We start from the raw sequence: 17,526 nt of genomic DNA, 5'->3' as shown, positions 1-17,526 counted from the left end.
CTCTTGGCGGGGGTCTTTGCCGGCAAGTTCACCTTTGCCTCGTCGGGCGTCGCCGCTGCGGTCTATCTCGCACCGCAGCGCGTGCGCATCTCCGGCTCCAAGACGATCGAGCTGCCCTGCATGGGCCTCGCCAGCCCGGGCGCGACGGCGCTCGCCACCCTCTACCAGACCGGGGCGGACGGCGATGTCCTCATCCAGCTGGCGAACGGGCGGTGGCTGAGCCTCGACACCACGAATGAACTCAACTGGATTGTCTTCGTCGACGCCCGCGCCCAGGCGTCGCCGTTTCGCCGCACCGCCAGCGGCGCCGGGATCGAGAGCTGGAGCCTTTTCGACGGCGCGGCGTGGCGGCCGGTCTACTATTCCACCAATCTCACGGCTCCGCTGCTGACGCTCAACCCCTCGGAAACCAGCGGGCACGATTTCCTCGCCGCAACCATCACCCCCTCGCTCGCCGAATTGCGGCGCGTCGGCGCGCGCAATGCCAACCTTGGTGGCGTCGATTTCTCGGGCGAGGACCTGAGCGCCATCGACTTCACCGGCGCCGACCTGTCGCGCGCGGTGCTGGACGGCGCCGTGGCGCGGGGCGCCGATTTCTCGGCTGCGCGGATGGCGGGGCTGCGGCTGGGGTCGGCGACGGCGGACGACGCCGTGTTCGACGGCGCCGACATGACGGGTGCGGATCTGCGCGCCGCCGCCTGGGGGCGTCCGAAATCCGCCCGCAATCTGGTTCTGGCTCAGGCCGCCGCCGGCGGCGCGGTGCTCGGACCGTCTTCCTGCGCGCTCGACATGCGCGGTGCCAACCTCACCGGGGCGGACCTGACCGGGGCCACGCTGGACGGGATCGACCTTTCCGGCGGCACGCTGGCCGACGCCTTTCTGAGCGAGGCCTCGCTGCAAAGGACCGTGCTCGATCAGGCCACGCTCGACCGGGCGACGATGACCCGGTGCCGGCTGAACAAGGCCAGCCTGCGCGGCACGCGGGCGCATGGCACCAATTTCACCGGCGCCGACCTGTCGGGTGCCGATCTGGCGAAGGCGGCCTTCGGCACGCGCTCTTATCTTTTCGCCCTCGCGGCGAGCTTTGCCGACGATCTCGACCACAAGGCCTACCCGACGCCGGCGCTGATCGCGGCGTTCCAGGCGGCGGGCGTTACCCTGAATGGCGGCGCGCCCGTGCTGGTGCTGGCGGCCGGTCTCAAATGGCGCATCGACGACGAGCAGAACGGGCCGTTCCTGCTCACGCTGCTGGCCGGGAAGATCGAGGTGTTCCGTGAGACCGCGCTGCCGCCCGCCTGCCTCGCGGGGGTGCTGGCCTTCGGGGCCCGGGCCAGCGGAGCGGGGCTGTCGGGCGCCGATCTGAGCTTCGCGCGCTGGTATGGCGACGGCGCCACGCTGGACCATGCCGATCTCGAAAATGCCGCTCTGGCGAACGGGTTTTTCGTCGGCACCGATTTCACCCAGGCGTTCCTGTCGGGCGCCGACTTCAGCAATGCGGTTCTGTGCCAGGTGAAGATGTCCGGCGTGCTGGTCGCGGCCGGCGCCGGCAACGGCATGACGCGCTTTGCCGGCGCGGCGGTGCTGGGGGTGAATTTCGCGCAGGCGACACTGCTGTCGGCGCAGTTCTACCGTGCGCTGGTGGCGACGGGAAAGGGGGTGCCGATCCTCATCCTGCCGGGCGACCAGAAGCCGAAGCTGGCGGCGGGAGACCTTTCGGGCGCGGCGCCCCTCTTCGCCGCGGCGGGCTATCCGTTCGGGGCACAGGCGCGGGTGTCGACCGTCGATGTCTGGCAGATCGACAATGCGGCGGTCTCCGACCCCACTGCGCCGCGCCTCTATCGGGTCGAGGCGGCCCCCACCTCATTTCTCGTCTTCGACGCCACTTCGGGCGTCTTCCTGTTTCAGCTGTCGAAGACGAGCGCCGCGGATCTCAAGAAAACCGCCGCCAGCGCGGCCCTGGTCGCCGCGTTCCGGGGCAATGGTTATGCGCTGGCAAATCAGGCGCCGATCGCCAGCGGCAGCTATTTCTCCATCGTCCCGGCCGCGACCGCCTTTGCCGGGCCCTATGGCTTTTCCAGGATCGCGGTGTTCGACGACGATGCCGGGCTCAATGCCTATGGAACCGATCTGCTCCTGCTGCGCGACTGGTCGATCCTGCCGCAAGGGGCCGCCTTCACCGGCAGCGTCGGTTTCACCGATGCGCTCGGCGATGCCGTCATCGGGCCGTCGGGGTCGCGCTATGCGCTGGTGCGCAGCGGCCGGATGGCGCTGTTCGCGTTTCTGGCCGCCCGACGCGCCGGCTGATCCGCCAGCCGGCGCGTCGGGCGCAAGCTCAGAGCGTTGTCGAGCGAAGTGGATTCCGGTTCGCGTGAAAAAACGCGACAAAACAAAGAATTAGATCATTTCACCGTTCCCATGAAACAGTGAAATGACCTAGTCCACCAGCTCGATCTTGTGCTCGTAATGGCCGGCATCGCGGCGGGTGGTGGTCATCTGACCGCGCTTGCCGATAAACCGGCCGGTGCCGCCGACAATGGCGCGCACCTGCGGCGCGTCCACCACCATCTCGCCGGCGCCCACCGCATAGACGGAGCGGCCGGCGATGACGAGCGTATCGGCATTGCCGAAGTCGAGCACGATGTCGGCGAGGCGGTCGAAGAATTTGTCGCCGGCCCCGTCGGGCACGTCCACCGTGGTGATGAGCCCGCTCATCGTGCCCTTCTTGCCGTCCGGGGTGGTGAAGGCGGCTTCGAACGCCAGCATGTCGCCATGCGAGGCACCTTCCTTGCCAAGGTCGATATGGGTGAGTTCCGGCTTGTCCTGGATGATGCTGAAGCTCTCGCGCGCCTGCGCCGCGCCGCTCAGCAGCAGCGCGCCGGCGAGGCCCGCCAGCAGGGATAGACGTGTCATGATGGGCGTCCTTGGCTGTCGATACCGCTAGGGAACCCCTTGGCTCCGTCTACCCGGCTACCAATCGCGCGGCCACACCGTCAAAGCCGATTTTTGGATGGATCGCTTGCGGCCGCCCCCACACGCGCCGGGCGGCGCTTTAAGCCCGCCGGGCGCCCACAATAAGCCGGCTAATCTCTTACCCGATGCTCTCGCCGCCATCCACCACCAGCGCCTGGCCGGTCATGAAGGAGGAGCGGTCGGAGACGAGGAACAGGATGGCCTGCGCGATCTCCTCCGCGCTGGCCCAGCGGCCCATGGGGATTTTCTCGCGCACATAGGCCTCGATGGCCGCGCGCCCGCCCATCTGGGCGATGAAGGGCTCGTTGAACGGGGTATCGACCCAGCCCGGGCAGAGCGCGTTCACCCGCACATTGTGCCGGGCATAGTCGATCGCCATCTGCCGCGCCATGGCGATGACGGCGTGTTTGGAGGTGGTGTAGGCGATCATCTCGCGGTCGTAGAACACGCCGGAATTGGAGGCGGTGACCAGGATCACCCCGCCGCCCTGCGCGATCATCGCCGGCATGGCGAGGCGGGCGGCGAGATAGGAGGCGCGGACATTGATCCGCCAGGAACGGTCCATGCCGTCCGGCGCCACCTCGGTCAGCGGCCCACCCACCTGCACGCCGGCATGGCTGTGCAGAATGTCGAGCCGTCCGTGACGCGCCAGCGTGCCGCCCACCAGCGCCTCGATGTCGGCGTCGACATCGACATCGGTCCGCACCGCCTCGGCGCGCCCGCCCGCCGCGCGGATGGCCTCGACCGCCGCCTCACCTGAAGCCCCGTCGCGGTCGGCGACGATGACATGCGCGCCCTCGCGCGCCATGGCGAGCGCTCCGGCGCGGCCGATCCCTGAGCCGGCGCCGGTGACGATGGCGATCTTGTCCTTGAGAATCATGATGTACCTACGAGGAAGCCGGCGTGCGCCGGCGCAGCAGAAGCTGCGCCGCGATGACGAGGACGATGGACGCCGCCAGCACCAGCGCGCCGATGGCGTTGATCTCCGGCGTGACGCCGCGCCGGATGGAGGCGAAGACATAGATCGGCAGCGTGGTCTGCGATCCCGCGACGAAGAAGGCGACGATGAAATCGTCGAAGGAGAAGGTGAAGGCCAGCAGGAAGCCGGCGAGGATGGCGGGCAGGATCTGCGGCAGCACGATGCAACGGAAGGTGGTGAAGGGCCCGGCATAGAGGTCGCTGGAGGCTTCCACCATGTCGCGCCCCAGCGCGCCGAGCCGGGCCCGCACGATCATGGTGACGAGCGCGGTGGAGAACAGCCCATGCGCGGCGATGATCGAGCCATAGCCGAGGGCGAGGCGCGGCGGCGTATCGCCCGGCCACAGCGCCGCGAGCGCGGGATTGACGATGCCGAACAGCTGCACCAGCGCCACCAGCGTGGCGATGCCGATCACCACACCCGGCACCACGATGGCGGCGCCGAACAGCGCGTCGAACACGGCACGGGTGCGCGGCCCGGCGCGGCCGAGCCCGATGGCGGCGGCGGTGCCGCACAGCGAGGCAAGGCCGGCGCTGGTCGTCGCCACGATCAGGCTGTTGGTCAGCGCTTCCATCAGGAAGGTGTTGGAGAGCGCCCGCCCGTACCACTGGAAGGAAAAGCCGGTGAACTCGCTCGCGTGCCGCCCCGCATTGAAGGAGAACAGCACCACCAGCGCGATGGGCAGATAAAGGAAGCCGTAAACGGCGGTGACGAAGGCGCGCATCATAGGAGATCGACCTGTCGGGCGCCGGAGAGCCGGGCGGTGAGGCGGTTGGCGGCCAGCAGCAGCACCACGGTGATCGCCACCAGCGCCACGGCGATGGCCGAGCCGAACGGCCAGTTGCGCGATTGCAGGAACAGATCCACCAGCGCATTGCCGATGAAGAACACCTTGCCGCCGCCGAGCAGGGTTGGGATGAGATATTCGCCCAGCAGCAGGATCAGCACCAGCGAGAAGCCGGTCATCATGCCGGGCAGAGAGAGCCGCAGGGTCACGCTGAAGAAGGTGGAGAACGGCGTCGCGCCGAGATCGGCCGAGGCTTCCAGCAGCCGGCGGTCGAGCCGCTCCAGGCTGATATAGATCGGCAGGATCATCAGCGGCAGATAGCCATAGACGATGCCGAGCAGCACCGCGCCGGGCGTGTTGATGAAGCGCATCTCCGGCAGGCCGACCAGTTCCAGAAAGGCGGGGATGCCGCGCGCGCCGAGAATATACATCCAGGCATAGGTGCGGATCAGCAGGCTGGTCCAGAACGGGATGACGATCAGCGCCACCAGCAGCAGCCGGCGCTGCGGCAGCACCTTCAGCGCGAGATAATAGGCGACGGGATAGGCGATGAGCAGGCAGGCCAGCGCGCCGGCCGGGGCCAGCACCAGCGTGTTCCAGAACGCCGTCGCCCGCGCCGGCAGATTGGCATATTGCGCCAGCGTCAAAGCCGGGGCGTAGCCCCCCGCCGGCGCCCGCTCGCCGAGGCTGAACACGACGATGGCGGCGAAGGGCAGCACCAGGAACAGGAACAGCCACACCGCCGCCGGGGCGAGCAGCAGGGCCGTGACCAATCGCTTGCGGGCGGCGCTCGACATGGCTGTCCACTTCACGGGGAGGAGGGCGGGAGCGCGGGCCGCGCTCCCGAAGCGGGGCCGGGAGCGAGCGCCCCCGGCCGGCGCCGGCTCAGGCGGATTTGAAACGCGCCATCAGCTCGGCACGGTTCGGGTCGGTCAGCGTCGCCGCCGCGCCGAATTCCAGCGGGGCGAGCAGATCAGCGGCGGGGTAGAGGATCGGGTTGTCGAGCAGGTCCTTGGGCAGGAGGGCGTTGACGCGCGCATCCGTGGAGGGCGCGCCATTGGCGATGTGCTCCTTCACCGCCACCTTCGGGTCCATCAGGTGGTTCAGCAGCGCATAGGCCGCCGGCTTGTTCGGCGCGTCCTTGGGGATGGCGTAGAAATCGGTCCAGATCTCGCCGCCTTCCTTGCCGAGCACATAGTTGATCTCGGGGATGTCGCGGTGCAGCTGGGCGCCGTCATTGGTCCAGCACATGGTCAGCCAGGCGTCGCCGCTGCGCATGGCGGGCTGGTAGTCGCTGGAGATGGCGAAGAGATGCGGCTTGACCTTGAGGAGGAGCTCCTCGGCCTTGGCCAGTTCGTCCGGCTTCAGCGAGTTGAAGGAATAGCCGTAATATTTCAGCGCGTTGCCGATGGTGGTGAGCTGATAGTCATGCACCATCGACCGGCCGCTGCCGGTGGTCATGGCGACATCGAAGAAGCTCTTCCAGCTGTCCATCGGCGCCGTGAGCTTCTTCGTGTTCACGGCGAAGCCGGTGGTGCCCCAGTTCTTCGGCACGGCGCAGAGCACCCCGGCCACCTCGCCCTCGGCGGTGAAGCGCTTGTTCTGCGCGGCGGCGTCGTAATTCGGCAGCTTGGCGAGGTCGAGCGGGTCGATGAGGTCGAGCTGGCGATAGGTCGAGATCGTGTAGTTGGTCGGCACGAACAGCGACCAGCCCGAGCCGCCCGCCTGCAGCTTGGCCAGCATTTCCTCATTGGAGCCGAACACGTTCACCTCGATGGCGACGCCGGTCTTGGTGGTGAAATCGACGAAGGTCTGCGGGTCGTGGTAGTTCGGCCAGGTGGCGATCGACATGCGGTCGCCGAGTTCACCGGCCGCGAAGGCCGGCATCGGCTTGAGGCCGAATTCGCCGGCGAGCACCGCCGTGGCGGCGCCGAGGCCGGTCACGCCGAGAAAGTGCCGGCGGCTGATGGAGCCGCGGCGGAAGCGCAGCAGCTGATCGATAAATTCCCGCGCCGAGAGCGGCAGGCCGTCACGATAGGACTTCGACATGGCTGGTTTCCCTCTGGGTGGTCTTGTTGTCGGCCACCGGAAACGCCAGTGGCGCGCCGGGGTTGAAGCTGATGGCGACCTCATCGCCCGGCCTCAGCAGGTCGCTGCGGGCCGCGTCATGGTCGGCGGTGGCGAGCAGCGTGCCGAGGCCCGGCACCTCGATGGCGTATTCGGCGGTGGAGCCGAGGAAGATGCGGTTGCGGATGATGCCGCCGAGCCCGGTCTCGCCCGTCGCGGCGCCGAGGCGCAGCGCCTCGGGGCGCAGGCTCACCGACACCGCCGCACCGGGGGCGCCACCGCCGGTGAGCCGGGCGCCGATCTCCATGCCGTTGGCGAGGCGGATGCGGGCGGCGTTGCCGCCATTCTCCACCACCGTGCCGTCGAGAAAATTGGTCTTGCCGACAAAGGCGGCGACGAAGCGGTCGGCCGGGCGGTCGTAGATTTCATCCGGCGCGCCGAGCTGGACGATGCGCCCGCCATTCATCACGCACACCACGTCGCTCATGGACAGCGCCTCTTCCTGGTCGTGGGTGACGAGGACGAAGGTGATGCCGAGTTCGCGCTGCAGATTCTGCAACTCGATCTGCATGTCGGTGCGCAGCTTCTTGTCGAGCGCGGCGAGCGGCTCGTCGAGCAGCAGCACGGAGGGGCGGTTCACCAGCGCCCGCGCCAGCGCCACGCGCTGCTGCTGGCCGCCGGAGAGCTCGTGCACCTTGCGCTTGCCGAAGCCGGCGAGCTGCACCATGGCGAGCGCATCGGCGGTGCGCCGGGCGATTTCCGAGGAGGTCAGGCGCGGGCGCACCTGCCGCAGCCCATAGGCGACATTGGCGCTGACATCGAAATGCGGGAACAGCGCATAATGCTGGAACACCATGTTGACCGGCCGGCGATAGGGCGGCACTTCCGCCATGTCGGCGCCGCCGATCAGCACCTGGCCGGTGGTGGGCTGCTCGAAGCCGCCGATCATCCGCAGGCAGGTGGTCTTGCCGCAGCCGGAAGGGCCGAGCAGGGCGATGAACGCGCCCTTCGGCACGGCGAAATCGGTCGGGTGGACGGCGGTGACATCGCCATAGCGCTTGCTGACGCCGCGAAACTCGATGTCGAGGGTCTCAGAAGCCACCGGTGTTCTCCGCAGCTTCCGGTCGCTTTACAGAGTGGCGGCCGGATCCGTATTCGCTAAAATGCTAATACCGGCGCGTTTCAGGGGATATACCTTTGGAGTGGTAGAACGGGCCTAATTATCAGTCAAAGGGGGTATAGATGGTGGGCAGGGGCAAGGTCGCCGTGACCTCCGCCGCCACCGAGGGCGGCGAGGGGCGGCAGGAGGAAAGCGAGCGCGCTCTGGCGGCACGGCTTCTGGCCGAGGCCATCGCGGCCGCGCATGAGCGCAGCGCCAATGTCCGCACCGGGCCGGGCGACGACCCGTTCGGCCACGCGCTCATCGCCTGGCTGCGGACGCATGTGCCCTTCGACCATTGCGTGACCTTCGGCTATCGCGGCACGACGCGCCCGCCGCTGCTGTTCGAAACCTTCAACCGGCAGGAGAGCCATGTCTATGTGACGCTCTACCAGGTCGGCCCCTATCTGCTCGATCCCTTTTACCACGCCGCCATCGACCGGATCGAGGGGTTCCGCCGCATGCGCGAACTGGCGCCGGACCGCTTCTATGCCAGTGAATATTACCGCTCCTATTACAGCCAGACCGTGCTGGCGGAGGAGGTCGGCTTCTTCGTGCCGCTGGCCAATGGCGCGAGCGTGGTGGTGTCGCTGATGCGCAAGGCCGCTTCCGGCGTGTTCGGCGCGGCGCAGGTGCGGCTGCTGCGCGAACTGGCGCCGGTGGTGCTCAGCCTGTGCCGGCTGCGCTGGGGCGCGGAGGTGATCGGCGAGGAGGCCGGCGGCCGCAGCGGGCGCGGCGAGGGCAGGGCGCCGCGCGAACTGGACCGCGGCAAGATCTGGCAGGACCTGTCGCTCACCGAGCGCGAGGGCGAGGTGGTCGATCTCATCCTGCAGGGCCATTCGGCCGATTCCATCGCCCGGCTGCTGTCGATCTCCGCCGGCACGGCCAAGGTTCACCGCCGCAACATCTACCGCAAGCTCAACATCAACTCGCAGGCGGGCCTCTTCGCGCATTTCGTCGCCATCATGCGGCGCAAGCCCTGAGGTTCAACCCTTGGCTGCCGCCGCGCTCTCGCGCATCATCAGCGCCGCGCCGACAAAGAAGCCGAGCGCGCCGAGGCCGAGCAGGAGATTGGCGAGGTCTTCTATCCACGCCGCCTCGCCGCCGCGCGGCACATAGGCCAGCGTCGAGGCGGCCATGAAGGCGACACAGCCGAGAAGATTGATGAACACGATCTGCCAGTCGAGCTGGCGTGGGCGCCAGCTCCAGTAGCGGTGCGCGGTTTCGACAAAGGCGAGATAGCCCGAGACGAGGAACAGCACCGAGCCGATCATGCCCGGCAGCCACACGGCGAGGTCTTGCGTCGCCCAGCCGGCGCCCGCCACCAGCGGGTCGAAAGTATTGAAATTGAACGCCACCGTGCCGACGAACTGGCAGAAGGTGCTCAGCCATCCCGCGCTGTGCGGGTGCCAGCCGATCAACGCGATATGGCGCGGCGCGGCGTTGTCGTTCGGGTCGAGCGTGAAGGCGCTCTGATTGGCGGCCTGGAAGTGCTGGAGATAGCCCGCCAGCGTGAACGGGATCGAGCCCATGAAGAACACGATGTTGATCGGCGTCGCTGCCGGCGCGATGCCCTCGGGGAGCAGGCTGAGCAGGCTGCCGGTGAGGAACAGCAGCGAGCCGAGCGCGAACAGCGCGCCGGTCCACCAATTGTAGCCCTGCGTCTGCCAGAACGGGACCGGCGCGTTCTCCAGCGCCCGCGCCGCCCGCGCCAGTCCCTTGCGGTGCTGGCGCGCCTGCCAGACGATGCGCCGTCCGGCCAGCGCATAGCTGCGCCGTGTGATGAAGGGCCACGGCCCGCCGACGCGGATGCGCAGGCCGGAGGGGTGAACATGCACGCCCTTCATCGGCCCGGCTCCTCCTGTGCGCGGCGATGTCCGCTCACGCCGCCAGCGCCGCCTTCAGCGCGGCGGTGGCGTCGGCCGCCTCCGCCAGCCGTTCCAGCGGCAGCACGCGCGGCGCGGTGAGGTCGGTGAGCGCGCCGAGGTCGAAACGGGTGAAGTTGAGGCTGCGGTAGTCGCGCAGGAAGAACAGCTTGCGGTCGAGGTCGGACAGGCTGGTCCAGCAGGTATATTCGGTGGCGTAGCTCTGGCCCTGCGGCTGGTCGAGCCCCGCCACCTCCATATGCCCGCCGCCCTGGCCGGGATAATCGATGCTCGCCCCGCGCGGCCGGTCGAAAGTGTTGAGGATATGGGCGAGCGCGCGCACGGCGAGGTCCGGCGTCGCCGCCTTTTCGGTGAACTCGGCATAATAGGCGGCGCGGACGAAGCGGCCTACCGAGGTGTTGGAGGAGGGAAGGCCCGCCGTGGCGATGCCGGAATCCGGCTGGACCGCCTTATACGCGCCAAAGCGCCCCGCCGACTTATCGACATTGGAGAGGAAGCTGTAATTGTTGAGATTGGTGAGGTGCCAGTCGAAACTCGGCCCGTTGGTCATCACCCCCACGGGGTTGTCGTAAACCTTCATCTCCCCGCGATCGAACTCGATCACCAAAGCCGCGCCGGTCGCGTCGTGCACCACATAATGGAAGGGCGATTCCACCCCGCCCAGTATCGCCAGCGGCACCAGCAGGATCGGCTGCGCCGCCACCGCTTCCTTCACTTCCGCCACCGTCGCGAACTGGCCGAGGCACCAGCTGCCGAGATCGGAAGCGGAGAGCACGGCCTGCGTCATCTCCACGCCGCGCTGCTTGCCGCCGGCGGTGGGGTAGGACAGCAGGCTGAAGGTCAGCCCCTGATCGTTCAGCCCTTCCAGCACTTTGAGATCGGCAAGGCCGACGGGCGCCTCGGCGGTGGGAACGCGGGCGGGCATGGTGACCGCCAGCATGGCGTGGCGCGCTCGGTACTCCACCGGCGCGTGACCGTCCACCTGCGAGCGCGTGGCGAAGCCGGCGGGGAAATACGCCATCTGGTAGGGCAGATCGAGCGTGAGTTCGAGCGTGCGGCCGAAATAGGCCCTGCCGTCCGCGTCGCGATAGCCGAGCGATGTGCACATGAGGTGCGTCCTCCGGTTCGGGCGAGGGCCGGCGCCCCGCCGCGTCTCTCCTGTCGCGCCGCCGACGGACGGCGGGTCTGTGGCGGCGCGGCGGGTATTCAGCCGCCCCCGGTTGGTGGCATGATTCAGCCGGTGGCGAAAGCCCGCGCGGCGCCCGCCGCGTCGCGACAACCGAAATTTGCCCTGGCGGCAAGGGCTTGCTACCCCTTTACCCGACGTCTCCGACTCGGGGGCTCTGCCGGAGAGCGACGTTGGCCTTTTGGTGTTCCGTCACAGCGGCTGCGGGCCGATTTTTGCCCCGCCGCCAGGCTGGTGCGCTGCTGCGCGCCGGGGCCGTGATCTTTGCCGCGCTGCCTCTCGCGGGCTGCCTTTCGGCCGGGGCGCCGGCCATCCCGCTGTTCGGCGCCTATTTCCCTTCCTGGCTGCTCTGCGCCTTCATCGGCATTCTCGGCGCTGTGGTGGTGCGACTGATCTTCATCCGCGCCGGTATCGACGACGCGCTGCCAATCCGCCTGCCGGTCTATATCTGCATCGCCGCCGCCATCGGCTTTGCTGTCTCGCTTCTCGGCTTCGGGCGCTAGAAGGTGGAGGAGCACACGCACACCCCGCCCCGCCGCAGCCTCGGCGTGCTGGTGAGCCTTATCGCCCTTGCCGGGGCGGTTCTGCTGGGCTGGCACTATCTGCGCGATGCCGAACTGAACCCGCTCTCCCAGGACGCGGAGCTGACGGCGGATGTCACCGCCATCGCCGCCTCCGTGCCCGGCCGCATCGCCACCATCGCGGTGCGCGAGAACCAGGCGGTGGCGAAGGGCGAGCTGCTGTTCGCGCTCGACCCTGCCACTTATGAGTTGCAGGTGGCGCAGGCGCGGGCCGACCTCGCCCTCGCCGAGGCGGGGCTGGCCGACAAGCAGCGCACGGTGACCGCCGAGCGCGCCAATGCCGTGATCGCGCAGGAACAGGTGACGCGGGCGCGGCAGAATCTGGCCCTCGCCACCCAGACCCTCGCCCGGCTGGAGGCGTTGCGGCCCAAGGGCTATGTCAGCGCCCAGCAGGTGGACGACGCCGCCACCGCCAAGCGCGACGCCGAGGTGAGCCTTAAACAGGCGCTGCAACAGGAAGCGGCCGCCCTCGCTCTGGTCAGCGACACGGCGGCGGCGGTGGCGCTGGTGGAAGCCCGGCGCGCGGCCCTCGCCATCGCCGAACGCGCGCTAGCCGACACGAAGGTCGTCGCCCCGTTCGACGGCAAGGTGGTGGGGCTGGAGACGGCGGCGGGCGAATATGTGCTGCCGGGCCAGTCGGTCTTCGTGCTGATCGACACCGGCGCCTGGTACGCCTCCGCCGCCTTCGTCGAAACCGAGCTTGCCGGCATCCGCGTCGGCAATTGCGCCACGGTCTACACCCTCGCCAACCGCGCGGTGAAGATGCGCGGCCGGGTGGAGGGTATCGGCTGGGGTGTGCAGTCGACCGAGCAGATCACCCTGCCGCGCAAAATGCCGATCGTGCCCAAGAGCCTCGACTGGGTGCGGGTGGCGCAGCGTTTCCCCGTGCGCATCCGTCTGCTCGACCCTGCCGCCGAGCTGATGCGCATCGGCGCCTCCGCCACCGCGACCGTGCACCATGACACGGAGTGCTGAAACGCCCGGCGGCGGTCTGCTGCGCGAGATCTGGGCCGACCTCCAGCCGGCACCCGGCCGCTTCGCCATGACCTGGCGGATCGCCCTGCTCTGCGCGCTCGTCTGCGGCACGGCGATGCTCTACAAAGTGCCGGAGGCGGCGATCAGCTGCTACCTCATCATTTTCCTGACCCGGCCGAACGGGGCGGAAAATGTCGGGCAGGCGCTCGGTCTCATCGTCCTCGTAAGCCTCATCATCCTCCTCATCGCACCGATCATCCAGTGGACGGCGGAGCTGCCGCTGCTGCGGATCGTGGTCATCGCCGCCACCTCCTTCGCCTTTCTCTACCTCAGTTCGGCATCCCAACTGGGCGAGATCGGCGCCATCATCGCCCTCGTCATCGCCTTCGTGCTGACCCTGGTCGACCAGGTGCCAGCCGGGGAAATCGTCACCCGCGGCCTGCTCTATGCCTGGCAGATGGCGGTTATGCCCATGGTTTTGCTGGCGCTTTTCTCCATGGTGCTCGGTACGTCGCCGCACCGCCTGCTGCGCCAGACGCTGGTGGAAAGGCTCGATGCCGCGGCGCTGGCGCTCGCCGGCCGCGGGCGGCGGGCGCTCAACGCGGCGCTGGCCGAGGGGCTGGAGGCCGACGCCAAGCAGATCATGCTGGCGCGCCTGTTCCACACCGCGCCGACGCGCGCCATCGACCGGCTTTCTTCTTCTGCGGCAACGACTTATCGACTTCTTCTGGCCGTGGCGGCGCTGCCTCCCGGCCGTGTGGAGAGCGGGCTGGCGCAGCGCTGCCGCGCGGCGGCCGAGGCCCTCCGCGCCGGTCGCCGGCCCACCCCGGAAGCCGCCGCCAGCGAGGGCGCGGGCGCCCATGCCGCCATCGCGCAGGCGCTGGACGATCTTGGAAAATATAAGGACGGCAATGGGTTAATCGCCTCGAAGCCGCCCTTTCTCGCGCCCGATGCCTTCACCAATAGCGACCACCAGCGCTACGCGCTGAAGACCACGGCAGCGGCGATCGCCTGCTATCTCATCTATTCGCTGATCGACTGGCAGGGCATCCACACCGCCATGGTCACCTGCTACGTCGCCGCACTCGGCACGACCGGCGAGACGGTGCACAAGCTGGCGCTCCGCATCGCCGGCTGCCTCGTCGGCGCGGCGCTCGGGCTCGCGTCGATCCTGTATATTATCCCGCATCTTCAATCGGTTGGCGGGTTGATGGCGCTGGTGTTCGCCGGCGTTCTGGTCGCCGCCTGGGTGTCGTCGGGCAGCGAGCGCATCTCCTATGGCGGCGTGCAGATCGGCCTCGCCTTCCTCCTCACCATCCTCAACGGATTCGGCCCCAGCACCGACATGGACGCCGCCCGCGACCGCGTCGTCGGAATTTTGCTAGGCAATCTCGTGGTTTATCTCATCTTCACGCAGATATGGCCGAAAAGCGCGGTGGTCGATGTGCGCGAGAGGCTGTCGCGGGCTCTGGCCGCACTGGCGCGGCTGGCGACGCTCGATCCCGTCGCCCGCCGCCAGGCGATGGCGGAGGCGGCGACCGTGGAGACCGAACTCGCCAAGTCACGGGACGTACTGGCACTTTTGCCCTTCGAGCCGGCACGCCTGCGCCCGTCCGGGACCACCGAGCGGCGTCTTCGCCGGCTGGTGGAGGAGGCCGGCGCGGTGCTGCCGGCGCTGATCTTCGCCCCTGATGTGCCGACCGACACCGCGCAGCGCTTTGCCGCGGCGGCGGAGCGGCTTGCCTGTAACGAGACCGGGCAGGGGGAGCCCGTGACAGAGCCCGCCGATGCTTCGGATGCGCTCGCCCGTCGGGCCGAACGCATCGCCACACTGGCGGCGGGGTAGAGTATGGCCGCGTTTCGCCTTCGCCCCTGTACATTTGTACCCTTAGCCGTTGTTGTGGCGGGTCTTTTTCTGGCCGGCTGCGCGACCAGCGCCCTGAAAACGGCGCCTCAGGACTCCGCGCAGCCCTGGACGCCGGAGGGCGCCGCAGCGTCCACTGGCGCGAGCGGTGCGGCGGAAGCGTCGGCCAAGCTGTTCAGCGTCCCGGCTGATCCGGACGTTGCCCAGATGCAGCCGACCCCGGGCATCGACCCCCGCCGCGCCTATGGGCTGCCGGAACTCATCGACATCGCCCAGATGCAGAATCCGCAGACCCGCATCGCCTGGCAGCAGGCGCGGCAGGCGGCCCTGACCACCGGCATGGTGGAGGCGACCTATCTGCCTTTCATCTCCGCCAATGTCATCGGCGGCTGGCAGGACGTGTCGTCGACGCTGCCGGTCACTTTGGGCAGCGTGAACCAGGTGTCGAGCCGGGTTGAGGGCGTGTCGCCGCAGGTCGCATTGCAATGGCTTGTCTTCGATTTCGGCCAGCGCGACGCGTTGCATAAGGCCGCTCGCCACAACGCGACCGCCGCCAATATCCTGTTCAACGGCACGCATCAGAAGATCATCCACGATGTGACGCGCGCCTATTTCCTCTATGGCGCGGCGCGCAGCCGGGTGCGGATCGCCGAGCAGAATGCCAGCAATGCGCGAAAGATCTCGGCGGCGGCACAGGCGCGGAACGATCAGGGGCGCGGCACGACGGTGGAGGTGGCGCAAGGGCGGCAGCTGGTGGCGCAGGCGCAGTTCGGCCTCGTGCAGGCGCAAGGCGCCGAGCGCGATTCCTACCAGCTGCTGATGGCGGCGATGGGCGTGTCCCCGCTGACCCGCATCAGCGTCCGCGAACCCGGCCGGCGGGCGCTGCCAGCCTCGGTGGGAACGCCGACGGAAGAGATGATCAAGGCCGCGCTCGCCCGCCGTCCGGATGTGCTGGCGTCTTTCTCCGCCATGAAGGCGACCCGCTCCGCCGTCGGTGCCGCGGAGGCGGAGTTCATGCCCAAAGTGTTCCTTGGCGCGGTCGCTGCAGGGGGAGGGGCGAGCTTCAGCGCCACCGGCCTGCCGACCATCGGCCAGCAGGCCTCGACCACGGGCGTGCTGCTGGGGGTGACGATGCCGCTCTATGATGGCGGGCTGCGGGCAGCGCAACTGAAGAAGGCGGAGTCATTGGCCTCCACCAGCGAGGCGACGTTCGAGGCGACCCGCGACGCGGCCGCCCGCGAGATTGTCGTCGCCGCCGATACGCTGCGCTCGGCGCTCGCCTCCTACCGTGCGGCAACGGCGCTCGCAGAAGCTGCGGCGGTAACGTATGATGCGGCGCTCGGCGCCTATGAGAGCGGCGTCGGCGATATCACCGCCGCCACCACCGCCGAAAGCGGGCTTCTGACCGCCCGGATCGCGCAGTCCGACGCCCATGCGGCCTCATTGGTCGCGGCCGCTAATCTCGCCTTCGTGCTCGGCGCGATGACCTCGCGCGACGTGCCGGCGGCACTGGACGCCCGGTGAGGCTGGCACAGCCCTTGGCAGGGCTTGCTTGCGTTCGCCGCCCCCATGTCGCTTACTCCAGCGGCTCCACCAGCCTGAAAGGACGCCAGCCTTGACGCCCGAAAAGCCCAGCACCGATCTGCGCGACGATCTCCTCGACGACATCTATTCCTCGCCCGACCTGCTGGGAATGCTGCCGAAATCCGGTTTCCCGGTCGTCCAGAGGGAGCCTCGCCACGTGTTCGCGGCGGTGCGCGACGAGCTGATGCTGGACGGCAATTCGCGCCAGAACCTCGCCACCTTCTGCCAGACCTGGGTCGATGACGAGATCCGCGATCTCATGGAATTGTCGATCGACAAGAACATGATCGACAAGGACGAGTACCCGCAGACGGCGGAAATCGAGGCGCGCTGCGTGCGCATGCTGGCCGACCTCTGGAACGCGCCGGATCCTCTCACCACGCTTGGCTGTTCCACCGTTGGCTCGTCGGAAGCGGCGATGCTGGGCGGGCTCGCGCTCAAGTGGCAGTGGCGCAAGCGCCGCGCCAAGGAGGGAAAGTCCACCGACCGACCCAACCTGATCTGCGGGCCGGTGCAAATCTGCTGGCACAAATTCGCCCGCTATTTCGATGTCGAGCTTCGCGAGATTCCGCTCGAAGGCGATCGGCTGATCATGACGCCGGAGGAGGTGATTGCGCGGGTCGACGAGAACACGATCGGCGTGGTGCCGACGCTGGGCGTGACGTTCACCTGCCAATATGAGCCGGTGAAGGCGGTGAGCGACGCGCTGGACCGGTTGCAGGCCGAGACGGGCCTCGATATCCCGATTCATGTCGACGGTGCCTCGGGTGGGTTCCTGGCGCCCTTCTGCGCACCGGAGCTCCCCTGGGATTTCCGCCTGCCGCGGGTGAAGTCGATCAACACGTCGGGCCATAAATTCGGGCTCGCCCCGCTCGGCGTGGGCTGGGTGATCTGGCGCGAGGCGACCGACCTGCCGCCGGAACTCGTCTTCGACGTGAACTATCTCGGCGGCGACATGCCCACTTTCGCGCTCAACTTTTCCCGTCCCGGCGGACAGGTCGTCGCCCAATATTACAACTTCGTCCGGCTGGGCCGCGAGGGCTACGCCAAAATCCAGAACGCCTGCTACGACACCGCCGAATATCTCGCGCGCGAGATCGCTGCGCTCGGGCCCTTCGAGATTCTCTACGACGGCAACCGGCACACCGGCATTCCGGCGCTGTGCTGGAAGCTGAAGGACGACAAGGGTTTCGGCGGTTACACCCTTTACGACCTAGCGGACCGGCTGCGCTCGCGCGGTTGGCAGGTCCCGGCCTATTCCATGCCGGCGAACCGGCAGGACCTCGTCATCCAGCGCATTCTGGTGCGCCACGGGGTGAGCCGCGATCTCGCCAGCCTACTGCTCGACGATTTCCGCCGGACGCTCGACTTCTTCGCCAAGCATCCGGTCACGCACCCGCTGACCGATGACGAGGCGGCAGGGTTCAACCACAACTGAACGCAACGCCCGGGCGCGCCATGGCGCCCGGGCGATGGCGCCCGGGCCCT

The 17,526-nt window shown here is 68.3% G+C and carries 15 protein-coding genes; 7 read left to right on the top strand and 8 right to left on the bottom strand.

What is annotated here, in order from left to right:
- Nucleotides 1-3: 3 nt before the first annotated feature.
- Nucleotides 4-2,304, top strand: coding sequence for a pentapeptide repeat-containing protein (locus J2S75_RS03870; RefSeq protein ID WP_307018338.1), 2,301 nt, complete (start codon nt 4-6; stop codon nt 2,302-2,304).
- 129 nt (nt 2,305-2,433) lie between these two features.
- Here the strand turns inward: J2S75_RS03870 and J2S75_RS03865 are convergent, their stop codons facing one another.
- The 6 genes from J2S75_RS03865 to J2S75_RS03840 all read right to left on the bottom strand — a co-directional run bounded on the left by J2S75_RS03865 (nt 2,434) and on the right by J2S75_RS03840 (nt 7,905).
- The gene (locus J2S75_RS03865; RefSeq protein ID WP_307018337.1) at nt 2,434-2,910 is read right to left on the bottom strand and encodes a hypothetical protein; all 477 of its coding nucleotides are present in this window, start codon (nt 2,908-2,910) and stop codon (nt 2,434-2,436) included.
- Between the two features lie 178 nt (nt 2,911-3,088).
- Entirely contained in the window at nt 3,089-3,850 is a 762-nt protein-coding gene (locus J2S75_RS03860) for an SDR family NAD(P)-dependent oxidoreductase (protein WP_307018336.1), read from the bottom strand.
- A gap of 7 nt (nt 3,851-3,857) precedes the next feature.
- Nucleotides 3,858-4,673, bottom strand: a complete 816-nt coding sequence (locus tag J2S75_RS03855; RefSeq protein WP_307018503.1) for an ABC transporter permease — start codon at nt 4,671-4,673, stop codon at nt 3,858-3,860.
- Entirely contained in the window at nt 4,673-5,533 is an 861-nt protein-coding gene (locus J2S75_RS03850; RefSeq protein ID WP_307018335.1) for an ABC transporter permease, read from the bottom strand. Before J2S75_RS03850 ends, J2S75_RS03855 begins: the two co-directional genes overlap by 1 nt.
- An 88-nt stretch (nt 5,534-5,621) precedes the next feature.
- Nucleotides 5,622-6,785: an ABC transporter substrate-binding protein gene (locus J2S75_RS03845; RefSeq protein WP_307018334.1), complete on the bottom strand. Its 1,164-nt coding sequence runs from the start codon at nt 6,783-6,785 to the stop codon at nt 5,622-5,624.
- Nucleotides 6,766-7,905 (bottom strand): ABC transporter ATP-binding protein, encoded by a 1,140-nt coding sequence (locus tag J2S75_RS03840; RefSeq protein ID WP_307018333.1) that lies wholly within the window; start codon nt 7,903-7,905, stop codon nt 6,766-6,768. Before J2S75_RS03840 ends, J2S75_RS03845 begins: the two co-directional genes overlap by 20 nt.
- A gap of 140 nt (nt 7,906-8,045) precedes the next feature.
- Between J2S75_RS03840 and J2S75_RS03835 the strand changes: the two genes are divergently transcribed.
- Nucleotides 8,046-8,945, top strand: a complete 900-nt coding sequence (locus J2S75_RS03835; protein WP_307018332.1) for a helix-turn-helix transcriptional regulator — start codon at nt 8,046-8,048, stop codon at nt 8,943-8,945.
- Nucleotides 8,946-8,948: 3 nt separating this feature from the next.
- On the opposite strand, the gene J2S75_RS03830 is transcribed toward J2S75_RS03835, so the two are convergent.
- Nucleotides 8,949-9,809, bottom strand: a complete 861-nt coding sequence (locus J2S75_RS03830) for a hypothetical protein (protein WP_307018331.1) — start codon at nt 9,807-9,809, stop codon at nt 8,949-8,951.
- 34 nt (nt 9,810-9,843) lie between these two features.
- The gene (locus tag J2S75_RS03825; RefSeq protein WP_307018330.1) at nt 9,844-10,956 is read right to left on the bottom strand and encodes a linear amide C-N hydrolase; all 1,113 of its coding nucleotides are present in this window, start codon (nt 10,954-10,956) and stop codon (nt 9,844-9,846) included.
- A gap of 293 nt (nt 10,957-11,249) precedes the next feature.
- On the opposite strand from J2S75_RS03825, the gene J2S75_RS03820 reads away from it, so the two are divergent.
- The 5 genes from J2S75_RS03820 (at nt 11,250) to gad (ending at nt 17,476) form a co-directional block, all read left to right on the top strand.
- Nucleotides 11,250-11,537 carry a YtcA family lipoprotein gene (locus J2S75_RS03820; RefSeq protein ID WP_307018329.1) on the top strand — a complete coding sequence of 96 codons (288 nt, stop codon included), beginning with the start codon at nt 11,250-11,252 and terminating at the stop codon, nt 11,535-11,537.
- A 3-nt stretch (nt 11,538-11,540) separates the two neighbouring features.
- Nucleotides 11,541-12,590: a multidrug transporter subunit MdtN gene (gene mdtN, locus J2S75_RS03815; RefSeq protein ID WP_307018328.1), complete on the top strand. Its 1,050-nt coding sequence runs from the start codon at nt 11,541-11,543 to the stop codon at nt 12,588-12,590.
- On the top strand, nt 12,574-14,436 hold the full coding sequence (locus J2S75_RS03810; RefSeq protein ID WP_307018327.1) for an FUSC family protein: 1,863 nt from the start codon (nt 12,574-12,576) through the stop codon (nt 14,434-14,436). Before mdtN ends, J2S75_RS03810 begins: the two co-directional genes overlap by 17 nt.
- 225 nt (nt 14,437-14,661) lie before the next feature.
- Nucleotides 14,662-15,978 carry a TolC family protein gene (locus tag J2S75_RS03805; protein WP_307018324.1) on the top strand — a complete coding sequence of 439 codons (1,317 nt, stop codon included), beginning with the start codon at nt 14,662-14,664 and terminating at the stop codon, nt 15,976-15,978.
- A gap of 169 nt (nt 15,979-16,147) precedes the next feature.
- Nucleotides 16,148-17,476 carry a glutamate decarboxylase gene (gad, locus tag J2S75_RS03800; RefSeq protein ID WP_307018502.1) on the top strand — a complete coding sequence of 443 codons (1,329 nt, stop codon included), beginning with the start codon at nt 16,148-16,150 and terminating at the stop codon, nt 17,474-17,476.
- Nucleotides 17,477-17,526 lie beyond the last annotated feature (50 nt).

The sequence above is a fragment of the Ancylobacter polymorphus genome (assembly GCF_030813495.1).
Lineage (GTDB): Bacteria > Pseudomonadota > Alphaproteobacteria > Rhizobiales > Xanthobacteraceae > Ancylobacter > Ancylobacter polymorphus.
Note: the sequence above shows the minus strand (reverse complement) of the source record. Positions and strands in the feature narration are given on the sequence as shown.